Below are 17,412 nucleotides of genomic sequence, written 5' to 3'. Positions count from 1 at the left end.
ACATGAGCGAGTAGCGGATCGTCACCACAGCCAAGGCGATGGTCTGCTGAAGACATTACCGGACATTCATGACTCTTTGCTCTTGATTCTGACCTTTAACCTAGATTAATACCAATCCCTCGATGAGATTTTTCAATTATTGACCGGCCACCATTATTAGAACAACTAACTAGATGAGTTCACGCTGTTCATTTTGTATCTGTGCCACGAACTCATTGGGGCGTCAGATTATTCAGAGCTTGGTGAGGTCGAACATGATTTTAATGTTCACACCCAAATAGGCTAAAGAGTGAAGCAAACCGATGAACTAACTCATCGGTTTTTGCCCAGTCTTAATTAGAATTACGAATCTTCATCTCTTATGGGTTAACAGAAAACGAAATATCGTAAGTATAGTCACACTGCACTGAGTAAGTTGGATTTGGAGCATAGGTTGTTCTATTCGTTTCCAAATACGTTCCAGTGTAAACATCAATATCCTGACTAGATTGAGATTCATCGAATGTGATATCGAGATAACCAGAGTTGTAATAGATATAGTCATTATCTACTTCAGTCTCTTCTTCAAAGTGAGAAATTGCCTGCGTTGATGGATTATAATTTGCTAAAAAAGAGTAACCAGCATCAACATCATTAACACCTGACATTATGAGAATATCACTACCTGAGTAATTGAATACCCATTCTTCTGTACCATTTTCGTCATCCCCGACTTCAATACCTGTGCTACAGGAAACAGAATATTGTTGTTCACATTCGGGACAACCTGGCGGTGTGATTGTAAAGTCAATCGCTGGGTCCTCTATCACTGTTATTGCGGTTGCTTGATAATCAACTTCAGAAATCTCTGGTAGAGGTACAGCACGTACTAAAACATCATACTCTTCTGAACATTCAACAATCTTAGTAGGATCTGGAGCATAAGTTATTCGTGAAAACTCAACATATCGACCTGTATATATTAATTCTTCGTCAGAAGACAAGTTTTGGTCTAACGTAATATCAAAGTCACCAGAGTCATATAATATAAAATCGTCTTGAACCGAATCATCCTCTGAAAAATCTGAAATATTGCCAGTTGTTGGTTCATAAACCGCTGTGTAACTGTAACTATCATCATACTCGTTATTCAACGATCTAATTCGAACACTATTGTTTGCTGAGTCAAAGTTCCATCGTTCAGAGCCTATTTCCCTATCTCCTACCACAAGTCCATTACTACAGGAAAATGACACTATCTCTTCGCAGTCTGGACATTCAGGTGTTGGCTGTGGAACAGTGAATTCAATTGGTGGATCGTCTTCAATTGCGGTAACAGTCATTTCATATTCAGAAAAGTAATCCGTTACCTGCTCCATTGACAACGTCACATCAGCTATCGTGATAGGATTTTCATTCGGATTGATTACAGTAACAAACATTGGTAAACGCTGTTCATTCGTAAATATGTATACACTATTACTATTATCGAATACCAAATTTAAATGCTGCTTATTATCTAATAAAGAGTTACCTACAAATGTTGGGTCATCACTAACAATAGAAACAATTAGCTTTTCGTTTTTTGAAGCATCTAACCCAGATGTATCCAAAGAAAGTTTGACTTCTCTACCTTGAGCCTCATCAAAGATATCCGCATCTAGAAAAAATGATTTAGCGGCGTTTCTAAAAAGGTACCCATAATCATTTAATCTAATGCTTGCAGTGCCGTTTGTATTTACAAGATCACTTTTATTAAAAGTATTTTTAGTTTGAATAAAACGTACGCCGTTTGATGATGCGTCAATCTCGTTAGGATCAAGAAGAGACATTCTATTTTCTTTTGCTGTCGCATATTGATAAAACGATAATGCAGCCTTTAATGTAGATTGGTTTACTGGTCCGAGCTGACCGCCAAAGCTACAGTTTTGTTTTGGTAGCAATTGTTCCAATGTGTCAGCACCTTGAGTGCCATCTTCAAGCCCCAAAAATAACTCTACCAGTGGATAATTGCCGTCTGTGTTTACCGCCGTAAAGTCGCATCGTTCACTTAAAAGCTTCCAAAAAGAAAACCAGTCGTAATGAGAAAACTTACTATTAATATATGAACTTTGATTGTTCACCCCTTTATCTAATAGTCTCGGCAAAGGCTTCGAAACAGTATTGGTATAATTAAGATAAATATCATCATCGTCATTTACGTAATCGTCAAACCATCTAGCAGTGCCTTCAGTGATCCATTTTTTCGATTTATCAAACTCGAGGTTCTTTGTACCACCATTATTCTCGATTGATTTTTTTTGAGCGTTATGGAAATACTCGTGTTGAGCAACCGTTTTCATAAACGTTCCATCTTCAACAAGGCTTGGATGCAAAATAATTATAGTACTCGGATGGAAGTATTGACCCGGTCCTTTGAAAGAAGAACCCCATATTTTGTCTGTAATCAATACATTGACTACGATATCGGAAACAAGTCCCAAATTGTCAAAATTCTGTTTCGCTTCTTGAAGCCAGCTCGCTAACTCTTCAACAGTAACCCCTCCCCAGTGTGTAGTCGCTCCAGTTCCAGAAGAATTAACGAAACCTTGAATAACATAATAAAAGGTTTGATTGCTATCTTCACACCCATGTTGGGCAGAACCTGTATTTTGATTCAAAATTGTACATGTGATTTGATTAGACTCTGAAGTCGATTGTCGTGGAGGTGATGCGGCCGTTGTATTTGAATCAACGCCATAAGTTGGTTCAATATGAGCTATCATGAATAATCCAGACAATTCGTTACTTCTAACTGTTACTTGTGAATTAATACCATCACCAACTAAATCAGGCGCGATGCTAATTGGTATCCAAAGACCTTCTTCTGAATGTGTAACATTTTCGCTGTATCTGAAGATATTTATGCCTGACAATGAAAGACCACTACTAATTAGAGAGGTGGGAAAGCTAATCTCAGATGTTCCAATCGACTCGCCTCTAACTTGAATAATACTACTCACCTGTGTGATTGTATTGGGAACGGGAGGGGCATCGTCATCAGCAATATAAACCAATTCCGACATAGTTAAATCTACGTCGGCTTCTGCTGTAATGCTAAGCCCCTCAAGCCCAGTATCAGTAATACTGATAATATTGCCAGATACGTTTGTTCCAACAGTATTTACTAACGCCACTTGCACAGGAAACGTTAGCGTTTCTGTTAGGATTCCATCGGTTACAGAGACTGAAACATTATTTGTCGTCCCTTCATATTCTGAACCAGCCATCCAAGTAATGGCACCGGTATCAACATCTATAGACATTGACTCTGGCGAATTGATTAAACTAAAAACTAAAACATTACTACCTGTATAATTCACCTCAAGTTGTATTGTCTTTTCTAGCATAGAGATAAACTTGCCAAAATTAGCTGGCTCCTGAACAGCAAGTTCTATACCTCTCATTTGAACATCATCTATGTTCACTCCCTCATAGAAAGAATCGACACTCTGTGAAGCACCCAATTCGATGAGGTAATCCTGAACTCCATCGACGACAGCGTCATTCTGCCCCCTAACAGAAACCACTTGCCCCTGACGCCAATTGTCCTTATTGAAAATTAGTTCGGAGACGCTAGGAACGCCTTCTGTTGTATCATTAGATTGAACAGGTACGATTACATCAGAAGTTGGTTCACTGTTAATCGTCACTGTGAATTCTGCAATTGAACTAGGTGTCACGGTATTACCCGACACTTCACCAACACTAAATCCTGGTGTCTGTCGAGCAATCATAGTAACGGTATCTTCAGAGGTATTACCGTCATCATCAATCAATGTAAGCTTAAACGTATATGATTCTGTACCACTTAAAACAGGTATGTTTACAGATGCAATTGCAGACTCTGGATTATCTAAAGTTAAGTCAGCATTTGATGTCACGCTATCAATTGACCATAGATAAGACACAATATTGCCTTCGCTCGCTGTACCATCAAGTGATACGGTAGTAGTTTCTAGAGCTTCGACGTCATTACCCGCATTTGCTGTCAGAAAAGGGTCAATCTCAATATTTACGGTATCAGTATCAGATGCACCGCTATTGTCTGTGACGGTTAATTGGAAAGTGACGGTAACCTGAGAACTAAGTTCCGGAGCAATAAATGTTGGGGTTTTTGTATCAGCACCACTTAAAGTTACTGTTGTTCCGCTAATTTGAACCCAACTGTAGCTAACTATTGAACCATCTGAATCATTACCATCGCCGTCTAATGAGACGACGCTCTGCTCATCTACATTTTGGTCAGGACCAGCATCTGCTATAGGAGTTGAATTTTTATCTGGGGGGGGACTTGTTGTTTCTCCGCTATCGCTTCCACCACAAGCGAAAAGGGACATAATAATAATTGTAGAAAGAATAGTTTTAAAATGGATAAGCATTGGCAGTCCTAGTCAAGATTCCTGTATCCAATATAGACAAGAAAATTTATTTTTTCTATTGAAGCCAAAGGCTGATCTACGCCTTGCCCAATTCTGCCCCCAAGACAACAGGTCTTCGGAATTGGCTGGCAATTCTGCTAGGGGCTCCAGACTATCCTACTCAAATTTTTCAGGACACTTTTCTAAAGTACAGTTAATATTCCATTGGCGAGCAATAACCATTGGCAGTATTAAGCCGATTTAAATTGCAAAATTACATATTAACGTTCGCATCATTTTCTCGCTCTGGCGATAAGGAATGACAAACTTCTACGCCATGATTCGAACATCATGCCCTAGGTTGCCGAACTCTTTTTCCCAATAGTGAGGCCCTGAGCAGGCTTCTATGCCAATGATACAGCACGATAATTTCGCTACTTCTGTAAACAACTTTAATTAAGAATATATGGACTCCCCACTAATTTTTGAAATCTCGCTATTTCACTATGGCAGATCGATGCCGAAAAGGTGGGGAGTCCATATCATTCATTGAACTTCCTCTATCCAACCATAGCGTTCATTAAATCTAAAGGTTTTGAGCGTCGCCTTGTGGCAAATTTCTGAAGTTAAAGGTTGGAAATCCGCACCACTACGGCCTTACTTTCGGCTTAGAGCGAGTAGCAGATCCATAGTTATATATATGGTTTTGTTTGTTCATACCAACTTTGCAGACGTTAGGAATGTTCTAATTTTTACTAGATATGAGGACTATCCTAGTTATTCTGCCACGCAAAAGATGTGTCAAACTCTGCAAGCCGAGTTAATAAAATTTCGGTAGAATGCATACAGTTAAATGATGTAACCACGTGACGACAATAAAGGACTATATGCAAATCAAAAGGCGTTTTTTGGGTACTACCACTCTTGGCTTAGTTGCGATTATTATTGGTAGGCTGTTCTTTCTGCCCGCGGAGCAAAAAGCGCATAATAGTGATACTCAAAATGTTGATACTTCAAGGTCTGAAGTCGCTACGGAGCTATCTGCTCAGATAAACAGTCAATCAACACCTGCGCATACAGCAACGACGTTGGAAAATGCGTATCAAATCTATGCAGCCAGTGAAGCCTACAGTCAATGTGAAGTCGAAAGTACAGAAGTCTGGGACCGACTCGAAGTCGTAAAAAATGCTATCAACGATAAACTTAAAGGCATTGAAGATGAGCGTCTTCTTAGAGATGCCGTATTCTTACTCCAAGGTGAGGGGTACTTTAACACTTATGAAGCACCTATAGTGTTATACCGACGACTACTAGAGAATGAAGCACAGCACTTCGAGCGAGCACCTTTTCGACCCACTCGTGCTGAAATGGAACAATTTACTAGAGTGGGGTATCTTCTGCGCGATGTTTTTGATGCAGTTAGAGAGCACGATATTGAACGAACCGTTCTGGCTGCTGATATCTTTAGGCAGAACAATAGCAAACGCGGGTTATTGTTTCGTCGTGGGAAAGACAAACTTTTGTGGACACCAGACGTTTTTATTGGTCATAGTCTCGCAACCGCGCCGTTAAGCTTTGTTGACGATATTACTGCTCAATACCCGGTTAGCCACTTACTTTTCACTCAAGCGGTTCGTTCGGGGGCAAGCAAAGAGGCGTTAGAGAAATTGCTTGCGAGTTTCGACTTCAACAACACACCGATTTATACCAAACACAACAAGCTTCAAACGGCATTGCAAGCAGCAATAGAGATAGAGTCGTTAGAGGCAATGCGACTAATCCTCGCGCAACCTAATCTTCAACATACCGACTTTTTCTTTAATCCGCTGAATACTATCGTTTTTGATACATTGAATACTGAAGAGCAAGAGTTTACCGATTCTCAAAAGGTTATGATGGCTCTTTTAGTTGAGCGGGGTTTTCGCGTTGATGTAGTTCCTGGACCTTTTTCCAAGAGTCGTATGCTAGCTGGCTACGCAGCTATGCTTGAGCGACCAATTGTCGACCAGTTAAATGCCTTATCGATTCCTCCTAGACACATCGAAAAGTTTAGGATGCACCCTGATTCTACGTTGCCATTGAGTTTGCAAGATCAGCTGAAACATGAAGCGCTAGATAGACAACTGCTATCAGACGAATACAATGCAAGGTCAAAAACCTGTGGTGCCCTTAAGCAAAGACTAGTGTCTTTGGTGCCACCGCTTATCAGAATTGATAACGTTCTGGACTTTGTCAGTGCCGACAACACTTTTATCGAAAATATCCAGTTGTTGAAACAACAATCGCTGACTTTGGTTGACGCCTATTACGCCAAAATGGAGAAGAGGAGTGAAGATACTCAAAGAGTAGATGTGCTAGCAGCAGCTACTCATTCGCTACAGGACATCCCCGCTACCGTGAAGGCACAAATAGATCAACTTACTCCTTTTGAGCGACACCAACTCAACGAAGTTTACTGTGAAAAATTCGGTAAGCGCATGATGGAGGACATCTTTGATACCGTTCAGTACATGAGCTTTAACTTATTTAGTTATGAATCTTGCTTAGCTGGTACTCCAGACGATTACACTGAGACAGAGCGAATCTTCTATCTTCATGAGAACACGTACCCAGGGATCATTTATAGTAAGTTAGAGCACCATGCTTTCGATAAAGCAATAAACCTATTAGCTGATCCAGCTTTTCAGCGCCGTAAAGATTTACGTGGCCATCCTTATGGTCGCGATGCTTTAATGTTGGCACTGGATTTAAAACTCGCCGCGCACGGCCTTGACAAAAAAGACTATAGGACATTGTTAATTGATTTAATCGCAAAAACAGAATTACAAGACGAGCATTTCAAACGACTTCACAGACTAAAAGTTGAAAATTATATGTTCTTTGAAGACATTGCCTTGTTTCACCCACAAATTCGTCAAGCAGTTAGTTACCCGTTGGAAATCTATAGAACGCATAACTGAAGAGTATGACCAACTGAAACAGGCTTCAGGAATTCATTGACTACTAGAGGGCGATGAAATGGGTGTATTCTATGTCTGCTTCAGCTTAAGAGCCTTCTGTCTCTAGTCACTTCTAAAACTCAAACGTCGGCAAAACATACAAGGTGATCGCTGAACCGCTGGTTTCAGATGATCTGCAAATGGCACTTTTCAACCATTGAGCACTTGAAGGTCGCATCAGCCCCGAGACAATTGCAGCATTGAGCGAATTGCGGATAGTCGGAAAGGTAGGACTGGCTGTTGGCTCTGCGAGCTAAAGCGGACGTTGAGTTTGCAATCGGTTTATATAATCAAATTGAAGATTTAATTCTTGATACTTGTTATTTTTACGATAGTTCATGAAGATGAGAATTACGTTCTCTAATTTTAAAACTAGATATTCGCGGCTGATATAAGTCGGAATCTTCTGAAGAAAAATAGCCCAAAATCATAATGAGCAAATAGTGAATTCGATATTAAAAGCTTCAATTATTTTTTTACTTTTTCTAATGTATCCGGTAAATGCCGATGAATGGAAAAGTAATATTAAAACAACGGTATCTGATGCTGAATCTCTACCGTGTGAAAGCTATCCAAAAATTGATGACTTGGAAATAGTGTTTGCTTGTGAAAATGCGTTTCTAGAAATTAGTAATGCTATTTACTCTGGTTGGCTCAGAACTAATAACAAAGTCGAAAGGTTAAAGTATTTAGCTATTCTCTGGTCTAAAGGTTCAGAATTTAGCTATTTGTTCACGATACCTTCAATTCGGTTAACGATCGCTCAACTTCTTGGACAGGGCAAAAGAAATGACCTGTATTCAGAGAGCATTCAAGGTATGCGTGAGTATGTTATTCAGTATATTGATTCAGATAATACTTTCATACAAATTGATGCTTTAGCTGCTCTTGGTTGGGTAGGTGAACACAAAGATGCAGAAGTACTAAAAGAAATTATTCTGACTGAAAAAGAAGGTATTTCTGATAAAGCTGTCTTGGCATTAGTTAATCTTAGCCATCCTATGGTGATAGAAGACATTAAGATGCTCATTAATGAAGTAGAACGAAATGACTTGAAAAACATGTTAACTGAAAAGTACAACGCTTTGGTTTACAGGTAGTAAAATCAATAACACTATAGCATCTGTAGTCTTGCCGGATAGACAATTAGAGATACCGTTTTTTTACAGGCAGTTACCCCCATCCCCAAATTGCTTGCCCGAGTCTCTAAAGAAATGAAAGAGAGCGCTGACCTGAGAGATAATATGCTTTTTAAACCGTTTAAAGTTCTTTTCCTTTCTAGTTATAAAGCGATAAAACAAAGAAAAAACTCAAGCTTTGACTCGACTATTTACGCTCTGAGTTTAACCTCTTTTTGCATGACAATCTTGGGGACAATTTTTATTGGTACATTGGCGTTCTTTTTAAGTGGCTTAGAGCAATTAGATGTAATCATAAATCTTATGTCCGAGTATGGATTAATTGTTTATTTTAGCTGTGTCGCATTGATTTATATATTTTATGCGGCAAATGGCAAGCTAAGCAAAAACCTAAGTGAGTTTGAAAAACTGAGCGCCAGTAATTCACCATCAACAATAGTTTTTGGCTTTCTAGGCACCACTGGTTTAGTAGCCGTGCTTGCTATGTTTATAGTTGCCGTCATTTAAAGTCCGCTTCACGTAAAAACTGATCATTCAATCACTGGTTTACGTTGGTCGCCTTATGGCACATTTCCGCAATTGAGGCTTGGAATCCCTCGCCAATCCTGACTCAAATTCAGAAACGAGCGACTAGGATAAGTAGATATACTATAAATTGAGTTGGAGCTTAGGTGCCCAAAGCAGCCATTCAATCATAAAGCAACATCAAGAAAAGCGACCTAGTGCGCTTACTACATAATTCGCACCTTGTTGGAGAGCATCAGTATAAGTTTTATTTTTTCATCAGAATGCCCTAACCAGGCCTGTACCATTCGAATATAGGCGTCAGGCTGTAATAAGTGAGTGGCACAAGGTTACGATGAAGCAGCAGGTCTTATTGGTGTCGTTATACCGATTACAGAAAATGCTAGTTTAATCGCTTTACGACTGCTAAGAGGGTGATAATAATGCCTTCTTGTCTCATCGTTTTTGCGTTCTGCATTGAGTTTACAAGAAGGAAATTGACGGTTGAAGGGTATGTAATGAAAACTATAAAAAATAAAGGGATATTAAATGGCTGATGACTTCAACTACTACACTTGCAAAGTTCGCAGTGAGAATGGAAAAGTTACGATGACGATTGCAGGGGACAAAAACTTAAGGGTGACAGCCGATTCATTGGAAGAATGTGAGTTTTATATGGCAGAAAAATTGATGGATCTGAAAGGTGATTTTTCTCCATATTTTAAGTATGAACAAGATCTCGAAGACTTGAGAGTTAAAGATCATTTTTATAAACCTTTAATTAAATGCGTTCCGATAGAAGGCGCTCATTTGTTAGAAACTGTTGATAGTTATTACACGGAAGGTGTCTGTAAAACATGTGGCAAAACTAAGGGAGTTCGTAATGATAGATATCTCAGTTACAAAACGCAGCTTCCAAATTGCGACATACTAGCAACAAGTAGGTGGGGCCCAGACTTAGTATTGAGCGTTGCTAATGTCTGTGTTGTATCCTCTCGTCTGGCTTCAATACTAAAAGGATACGATTGGTTTGATTTTACTCCCGTGATAAACGGCGGCAAGACGGAAATGTATGAAGTTCGAGATAAACGATTTATAGAGCCTGTACAGCCTATCTTAGTGGAGGGGGCGGTAAAGTTTTTTGGCGAAGAGCATATAAAAAAATGTGAGGTGTGTGGTTTTCATTGGGAAGACTACTTTAATGGAAAATTCTTTACGGAAATATTACCTAAAGAAATACTCATTAATCATGAGCTGGAAGCAATTATCATCAATGGAACACTGTACATGACAAAAGAGTTACATAACGAAATTAAAGCGAAGTTTTCATTAATTGGGGTCGAATTTCAAAAACAGCCTTTTTATAAATCGAGTTAATGAAACCTTAGTTCTTTGAATCGCTACTAGTTCAATAGACACTCCATAACCTTTCATGGAGTGGAACTGAGACCCATTCCTTAACGACTGTTTTACTTACACAGCTGCCGCACGCTAGTTGACGAACCAACGGCAGCAAATGGCACAAATCGGTCAGTCTTAACATTTGAATCCATAAAAGCGCCAGAGGTGCCATTAAATGCTATAGGCCATTCCCCAGCACCTGTGTAATTGTGAGTCTAGAGCCTTTTAACACTCATTTGTATTTAGCGTTAGGCGTTGCTATTTCATACAGTTCTAGTGGTAAGTCGTCTGGGTCACGGAAAAATGTAAATGCGCGGTTAGTGTAGGGATCAATTCTCACCGCCTCTACTGCAATACCATGCGCTTGCAAATGCTCAATAGAGCGCTGGATATTGGTCGTCGCAAACGCCAAATGCCGAAGCCCCTGGGCTTCTGGCGATGAGGGGCGCAAAGGCGGATTAGGAAAGGAAAACAGTTCAATCTGGCCGCCTCCGGGTACGGCCAGATCCAGCTTATACGAATCGCGTTCGTCACGGTAATTTTCGGCCAGTACGGTACAGCCGATGACGTCGCAATAGAACGCTTTTGAGCGTTCATAATCACTGCAAATTATAGCAATGTGATGAATGCCTGAAATTGCACTCGACATCATTGGATGACCGCCAAAACCTCAGGATTGAGGGCAAACTGGCGCCGTATTTCATGGCCATTGGCAGATTGTGCGACGACCTCGATGGCCGTTATATTCTGCAAACGCTGAGGCGGAATAACTCCTGAATAGGTTGCCGTGTAGTCAGTGGCTAATTCAATTGAATTACCGTCACTATCAATTCCATAGGTCGTTACCTGTATACCGGCTAGCTCAGTGTCCTGCGCGAGCGTTACCGCATACTCAAACTTAACACGCTCGTTTTCAATCCGTTGGCTTAATAGCTCAATGGCTGTGGGCGGCACCGATGGTATCGGTTTGCTACCGCGGTAAAGGGCAAACGAGTAGGGCGCAACCGTCAATGTTAAACGACCGTCTTGCTGTGTAGCATCGTTTGCAGCAACTACTGCTGTATAGGGTGAATAGGCGCTTACACTGACACTCGCGGTCTCTGCATTTGGATTAAACACGGCAACATATTCTTCTAGCGTGTCTGGGTGGATCCGTGAGAAAGCCAACACGCGCTGTGGATCAATGCCATCAGCAACTTCGACTTCCCGCAAATGCTGGTATCCGTAGCGCAGCGTTTTGTGTTGCAAGCGCAGGTTGGCAAGGTGACTCAAGCCAATATAAAGTGGATGACTCTGATCAAAGTTCTCGTCAGCAGTGGTAGCGTTGGTACCAATCAGATCGTTATCGTTGTAGCTAGCCACTTTAGAAGCAAACATATTTTCGCGTGCATCAACATCACCAGCATCACCGGTAAAGCCTTGTTCATCACCATAATAAATCACCGGTACCCCGCGGGATAAGTACATAAACGCATGGGCCAATTGATTGCGTTGAAGTTGTTCTGCCTCACTCGCATCTGGCTGAGCCTGTTGAATGAACATGCCAACCCGCCCCATATCGTGATTCCCAAGGAAGTTCATTAACTGAGTTGCATCACTGTCCGCGTCATTATAGTAGTCGTCGTTTTGGATCAGCCTTGCCAGACTATCAATGGGTTGGTCCTTGAAGAAGAAATCAGCGGTTGCGTACTGAATACCAAAATCCAATACGGAGGGCATATTGCCTAGCGTGGTGTAGCGACTTAATACCGCCGGATTGCCATCGTAGACTTCGCCAAAAATATAAAAATGCGCAATACCTTCCGCCTTTGCATGGTTCATTATTGCAGGTGAAAAAACTTCCCAAAAGGATAAATCTACATGCTTTACTGTGTCGATCCTAAACCCGTCAGGTTTAAATTCACTGATGATGTTTTTATAGATATCGATCATGCCCTGTACGACAAACGGATCTGATGTGCGCAAATCATCTAAGCCAACAAAATCGCCGTTTAGAGCGCTCTCACCTTGCCAGAAACTATCGCCTTGATTGTGATAGTACTTAGGGTCATTCAACCAAGCTGGCGTCTTAGCATTCTCAAGTCCTGCTGGGATAAAAGTAGTATAAGTATCGCCATTGGCCAGTTGCTCAGTACTTTTATATTCACACCCCGACAGGCCTGCTTTAAAGCTACCATCTGAATTATGACATTCGGTAAAACGGATCACATCCGCGGTATGGTTTGTAATAATGTCAAAGAATATTTTCATCCCGCGCGCGTGCGCAGCGTCAATTAGGCTCTTTAGATCATCATTACTGCCAAAGTGTGGATCAATTTGCGTGAAGTCTAAGATCCAATAACCGTGATGGGCAAAACCCGTATTCTGAATGGCTTGGTTACGTAATATGGGCGTCATCCAAATTGCAGTAACACCCAGATTTTGTAAGTAATCGAGTTTTTCCTCGATCCCCTGTATGTCTCCTCCGTGGAATGCCCATTTTGAGGTGACATCAAGCCCGCCGGCGGATATCGACTGCGTTTTCGAACCATTATCGTTTTCCGGATTGGCATTATTAAAGCGATCCGGTAACACAAAATAAAAAACATCATCCCGAACATCGCGCACTGGCGTTTTATACACAATAAGATCGGCTGCAGTGAGTGGAGCTATCGCCATGGATGAGTCTGTGCTAGCGATGCTGGCGGTTTCATCCGTGGCCTTTTCGCAGCCACTTGTGAGTGCGGTAATCGCCAAAAGTAGAACGGATAGTCTTATATATTTCATTTGATTTTCCTAAACTTACGGAATTTCCTGACCTCGTGATTCCTGATACAACCAATACCAATCTTCGCGACTAAGCTGAATGTCAACAGCCTGAGCGCAGGCCTGTATGCGTGTGCTATTTGTTGTTCCAATAATGGGCTGAATGGCATGCGGTAAACGCAGTAGCCATGCCAACACGATGGCTTCAGGCGCGCACTGGTATTTTTCTGCAAGCTCCTTCACCTTTTTTACCGTGGCTTGCTGGATAGCGTTTTCCGCTCGCTCTGCTGCGCTGAATTTACCTTGAGCCAAACTACCCCAGGCCTGTAACTGCACATTATTCTCGGCACAATAAGTTAATAAATGACTGTCGAAACTGTTGTCTTTGGCGCTTGCGCTGCCGGTTGTTAAGCTTTCTTCTAACCAATCACATTGCAGTAGACTCATTTCGATTTGATTAGCAACAATTGGCAAATCCAGATGCTTTTGCAAAAAGCTAATTTGTGCACTTTGCATATTGGACACACCAATGTGCTTAATTTTGCCCGCTTTACTCAGTTTATTCAGGATCTCTGCGGTTTCTATAACATCCATTAATGGGTCGGGGCGATGCAGCAGTAGAATGTCCAATTGTTCTACATTTAATCGCTGCAGAATCCCGTCCACTGATTGTTGGATCCATGTGGCAGAAAAATCGTATCGTTTTGGCCCTTGGTCATCGGCAAAGCGGATCCCACATTTACTCTGCACAAGCATCTGTTCACGTAATTTAGGGGCTCTTCTAAGACATTCACCAAAAGCTTTTTCAGCTTTGCCAAAGGTATAGATATCCGCATGATCAAAAACGGTGATGCCATGTGCCAGCGAGGTTTCGATGACTTCTTGTGTATGCTTTATATCGCCAGCACTTACCGGGTTCGTGTTCCATCCACCGCCTAGCCCCATGCAGCCATACACGAGCTGACTTGCGTGCGGAAACAAAGCGTGAATAGGTAATGATGTTTTTACTGTCATAATTTTAGCTTAATCAATTTAGCGCTGAAAAGCGTATGAATACGTTTGTAGCCTATTGTGACAGAGTTCAGCGATAAAGCGGGGATAAATTGATGAATACAACGAAGAATACGAAGCCTAGTGGGCTGATAGTCATCTTTTTACTAATGACTTTATTAAGCGGTTGTACATCAATCCCCAATGGAGTTAAGCCTGTGGAAGACTTCAATATCGAACGCTATCTTGGCACATGGTATGAAATTGCGCGCTTTGATCATTCCTTCGAACGCGGTTTAAGCAAGGTAACAGCTGAGTATTCGCTGCGTGATGATGGCGGTGTTGCAGTCATCAATCGCGGGTTTGATGCCGCTAGCGGAGATTGGAATGAAGCATTGGGGTGAGCCTATTTTGTTGATTCCACGACCGTTGGGCATCTTAAAGTGTCTTTTTTTGGTCCCTTTTATGCTAGCTACGTGATCATGGCACTGGATCAGGACGGGTATGAATATTCGCTGGTCACAGGACCCGATCAGGACTATTTGTGGATCCTCTCGCGCTCGCCTAATCTCCCTCAGGATATAACCTCCAAGTTACTGGCGTTTGCTGAGAAACAAGGTTATGCGACGGAACGCTTAATTTGGGTAGAGCACTAACTCGGAACGGTTTTCCTAACCCTGTCAGCAAAGATGCTGTATGCATTGGTCTTGCGTGGCATTGTTGACTAAATAAGGCTACTCTTTGTGCAGTGACAACTGTTCTCTCGAAGAGTCGTCCGATTAGTATGGAGGCTTTCCTTTTTTCGTGTGGTGGAGGATGGTGTGCGTCTAAAGTTTAAACCAGTTGTCTTACAATTATGGCTTTTTATCAGTGTTATTGCGCTATATGCCCCGAATGGGTACGCCAACACGGCTAAAGAGCGATACTCGATAAATTTTGCACCCAATCCTTCCTCTGTCGCACAACTTGAGTTTTACCATATTCTGGTGAGTCGATTTGAACGTCAATATCCCGAAGTTGATGTACAGATCAAGTCACAAATGATGGAATCTCATAAACAACGGGTGGCCGAATTTAATCAAGGTAACACGCGCGGTATCGATGTAATGATTGCATTCGCAGGCACTCAACTCGATTCACTCATCGCCAGTGGGAATATTGCCAAGTTAGGTGACGTCTGGCATGAAAGCGACTTTGACACAGTATTTCCAGACTCTGCTAAGCAGTTGGTTAGCGTTGGTAGTCAACCCTATGCAGTACCGCTAGATTACTATCAGTGGGGGTTGTATTACCGTAAATCCTTCTTTCAACGTTGGGGATTATCGGTACCGGTGACATGGGATCAATTCATTAAAACCGTACAGCAGCTCTCAACAATTGTAGATAGTCCGCTAAATTTCAGCGGAGCAAGTCCATGGACGACATTTGCTTGGTTTGATTACCTAGCGTTACGTTTGTTGGGGCGCGAGCATTATTTGGCATTAATGGCAGGAGAGCGTAACTTCGATAGTGCTGAGGTTGAAAGTGTATTTTTGCATTGGCAACAGCTGATAGAAGCCGGCGCATTCGATACTGCACACGCAGCATTGACGTGGCAGCAGTCGCTACCCTTTTTTTATCGTGCTAAAACTGGATTAATGCTACAAGGAAATTTCTTTTTGGCGGATGCGCCAGATAGCCTTTTAAAGGATATTGGTTTCTTCCCTTTTCCGCGATTTAAAAATGATATGCCGCGCTATGAAATCGCACCGATGGATGTTGTTGTGGTTGCCGCAAACGCAAAAAATAAGCCATTCGTAAAAGAATTTCTGGTTTTCTTATCCGCATACGAGACGCATGTATTTTTCTCGGAATATGTTGATGTGATCTCCCCTCGTATTGATTATCAACCTGTCAGCAATCCATTATTGCAGATCGGCGCAGAACATTTGCACCACGCTGATGGTCTGGTGCAATACTTTGACCGCGAAACTGATGCCGAATTTAGCCGGGTTGCAGGAGAAATTTTTGTCGCTTTCATGAGTGAAGAAATAACCATTCAAGCGGCTTTAAAGCAACTTGAAGATGCTAGGCAATTGTATTTAGTCAAACCATCTTCATAAGCAGGCTTCCGCCGGCACATCAATACCAGCGGTGTTTTCTTCATTCAGACCGCAGAGTGAGTGTGACGACTTTTTATCTGACTCCGTGCTATTGCCAACCAAGCGCCGAACATGCAAATGGGAAGGGGCGTTAGCAGTTTTGCAGTTTGTTGTAACAGGTGATGCTCTGGATTGAGCATAATACTCAGCGCGCCGTAAAGGGTTAGCCCAATGGCAAAGTAACAGGCGTGTTTGTAGTCTTGTGAGCCAGTTTTAGCTGTGATTGCATAGGCGCAGACAAGCGCTGTTAAACTGCCAATTATTGCTGTTCCGATGATAATCAATTGAGAACTTGCCGCCAATAGGTGCAGCTCATCCGTTGTATATTGTGAGACTTGGAAACCCATCTGCCAATACAGGGTCAGTGCGATAGCTAAGGTCGCAGAGATCACGACATACAAACCGAATGTGACAGCTAGTTTCTTTTTATTGAGCGATTTTTTGTTCATCTATGGAGTCCTAATCGAGTTAAACGGTTTTGAGGCCGGTTTAAAGGTTTAAAAAATAGATGAGCCAAGCTGATATTTTTTCTGGATACGCAGGTACTTCCATAAAAAAATAAGCGCAGAAATGATCAACACAATGGATAAGCTGTTCTTCAACAATTGAAAGGTTTCGTGATCAATTTTCTGCATATCAAATGCTGAAAATATCCCGTAAAAACCAAACAGATGGCTAACAAAAACGATAGCAAAGCCAATGTATAATTGCTTGATCGCTTGTTTGCCTGTTTGATGTTGCTGTACCGCTTCTTTGCTAGGTACATGCGACGTTAGCTGCAAGTCTTCGTGCTGTTCTGCGCCAGCAGAAGCCTCTTCGCTCATTTCAATTAGCGCGCTTGTGTCTAATAGTGCTTGAATTTCAATATCAAAGACGGCGCAAAGGCATTTTGTGCTCTCTTGCGAGGCTACGGCCTTGGCTTCAATTCTTTGCACGGTTCTTAGACTTAAACCTGACAAGTCGGCAAGCTGTTGCTGCGACCAGCATTTGCTCTCGCGGAGTTGTTTTAGTTTGTTAGCGTTAATTTTCAATAGCACGAATGAGTCTCCCCGTTGGCTCAGTCACAAGCTAACAAGAAAACTCAATTTCCCTTACGAAACAGCAGCGTTATCGC

At 41.7% G+C, this 17,412-nt stretch carries 11 protein-coding genes and 2 pseudogenes; 6 read left to right on the top strand and 7 right to left on the bottom strand.

What is annotated here, in order from left to right:
- Positions 1–359: 359 nt before the first annotated feature.
- Together AC121Z_RS15630 and AC121Z_RS15625 are read right to left on the bottom strand one after the other, a co-directional pair.
- A complete protein-coding gene (locus tag AC121Z_RS15630) occupies positions 360–4,400 on the bottom strand; it encodes a PKD domain-containing protein (RefSeq protein WP_498125164.1) in 4,041 nt (1,346 codons plus the stop codon).
- Between the two features lie 312 nt (positions 4,401–4,712).
- Positions 4,713–4,832: pseudogene (locus AC121Z_RS15625) on the bottom strand (IS110 family transposase); the annotation flags it as partial.
- Between the two features lie 434 nt (positions 4,833–5,266).
- On the opposite strand from AC121Z_RS15625, the gene AC121Z_RS15620 reads away from it, so the two are divergent.
- The 4 genes from AC121Z_RS15620 to AC121Z_RS15605 all read left to right on the top strand — a co-directional run bounded on the left by AC121Z_RS15620 (position 5,267) and on the right by AC121Z_RS15605 (position 10,398).
- Positions 5,267–7,339 carry a hypothetical protein gene (locus AC121Z_RS15620; protein WP_498125162.1) on the top strand — a complete coding sequence of 691 codons (2,073 nt, stop codon included), beginning with the start codon at positions 5,267–5,269 and terminating at the stop codon, positions 7,337–7,339.
- Positions 7,340–7,821: 482 nt separating this feature from the next.
- Positions 7,822–8,478, top strand: coding sequence for a hypothetical protein (locus tag AC121Z_RS15615; RefSeq protein WP_498125160.1), 657 nt, complete (start codon positions 7,822–7,824; stop codon positions 8,476–8,478).
- Positions 8,479–8,592: 114 nt separating this feature from the next.
- Entirely contained in the window at positions 8,593–9,024 is a 432-nt protein-coding gene (locus AC121Z_RS15610) for a hypothetical protein (protein ID WP_498125159.1), read from the top strand.
- 546 nt (positions 9,025–9,570) lie between these two features.
- Positions 9,571–10,398 (top strand): hypothetical protein, encoded by an 828-nt coding sequence (locus AC121Z_RS15605; protein ID WP_498125157.1) that lies wholly within the window; start codon positions 9,571–9,573, stop codon positions 10,396–10,398.
- A 256-nt stretch (positions 10,399–10,654) separates the two neighbouring features.
- On the opposite strand, the gene gloA2 is transcribed toward AC121Z_RS15605, so the two are convergent.
- Genes gloA2 through AC121Z_RS15590 form a run of 3 tightly spaced genes read right to left on the bottom strand, consistent with a single transcriptional unit; the run spans position 10,655 to position 14,181 of the window.
- Positions 10,655–11,074 carry an SMU1112c/YaeR family gloxylase I-like metalloprotein gene (gloA2, locus tag AC121Z_RS15600; protein ID WP_498125155.1) on the bottom strand — a complete coding sequence of 140 codons (420 nt, stop codon included), beginning with the start codon at positions 11,072–11,074 and terminating at the stop codon, positions 10,655–10,657.
- A complete protein-coding gene (locus AC121Z_RS15595) occupies positions 11,071–13,188 on the bottom strand; it encodes an alpha-amylase family glycosyl hydrolase (RefSeq protein WP_498125153.1) in 2,118 nt (705 codons plus the stop codon). Before AC121Z_RS15595 ends, gloA2 begins: the two co-directional genes overlap by 4 nt.
- A 15-nt stretch (positions 13,189–13,203) precedes the next feature.
- Positions 13,204–14,181 carry an aldo/keto reductase gene (locus AC121Z_RS15590; protein WP_498125151.1) on the bottom strand — a complete coding sequence of 326 codons (978 nt, stop codon included), beginning with the start codon at positions 14,179–14,181 and terminating at the stop codon, positions 13,204–13,206.
- A gap of 92 nt (positions 14,182–14,273) precedes the next feature.
- Between AC121Z_RS15590 and AC121Z_RS15585 the strand changes: the two are divergent.
- Together AC121Z_RS15585 and AC121Z_RS15580 are read left to right on the top strand one after the other, a co-directional pair.
- A pseudogene (locus tag AC121Z_RS15585) lies at positions 14,274–14,813 on the top strand (lipocalin family protein).
- 165 nt (positions 14,814–14,978) lie between these two features.
- Entirely contained in the window at positions 14,979–16,259 is a 1,281-nt protein-coding gene (locus AC121Z_RS15580) for an ABC transporter substrate-binding protein (RefSeq protein ID WP_498125149.1), read from the top strand.
- 44 nt (positions 16,260–16,303) lie between these two features.
- Here AC121Z_RS15580 and AC121Z_RS15575 read toward each other — a convergent pair whose 3' ends face one another.
- Together AC121Z_RS15575 and AC121Z_RS15570 are read right to left on the bottom strand one after the other, a co-directional pair.
- Positions 16,304–16,747, bottom strand: coding sequence for a hypothetical protein (locus AC121Z_RS15575; protein WP_498125148.1), 444 nt, complete (start codon positions 16,745–16,747; stop codon positions 16,304–16,306).
- A 48-nt stretch (positions 16,748–16,795) separates the two neighbouring features.
- Positions 16,796–17,335 carry a helix-turn-helix domain-containing protein gene (locus tag AC121Z_RS15570; protein WP_498125147.1) on the bottom strand — a complete coding sequence of 180 codons (540 nt, stop codon included), beginning with the start codon at positions 17,333–17,335 and terminating at the stop codon, positions 16,796–16,798.
- Between the last annotated feature and the right edge of the window lie 77 nt (positions 17,336–17,412).

It is taken from the genome of Alteromonas sp. DYW1, assembly GCF_059752595.1.
The sequence above is the reverse complement of the archived record's forward strand: the minus strand, read 5'-3'. Positions and strand labels throughout refer to the sequence as shown.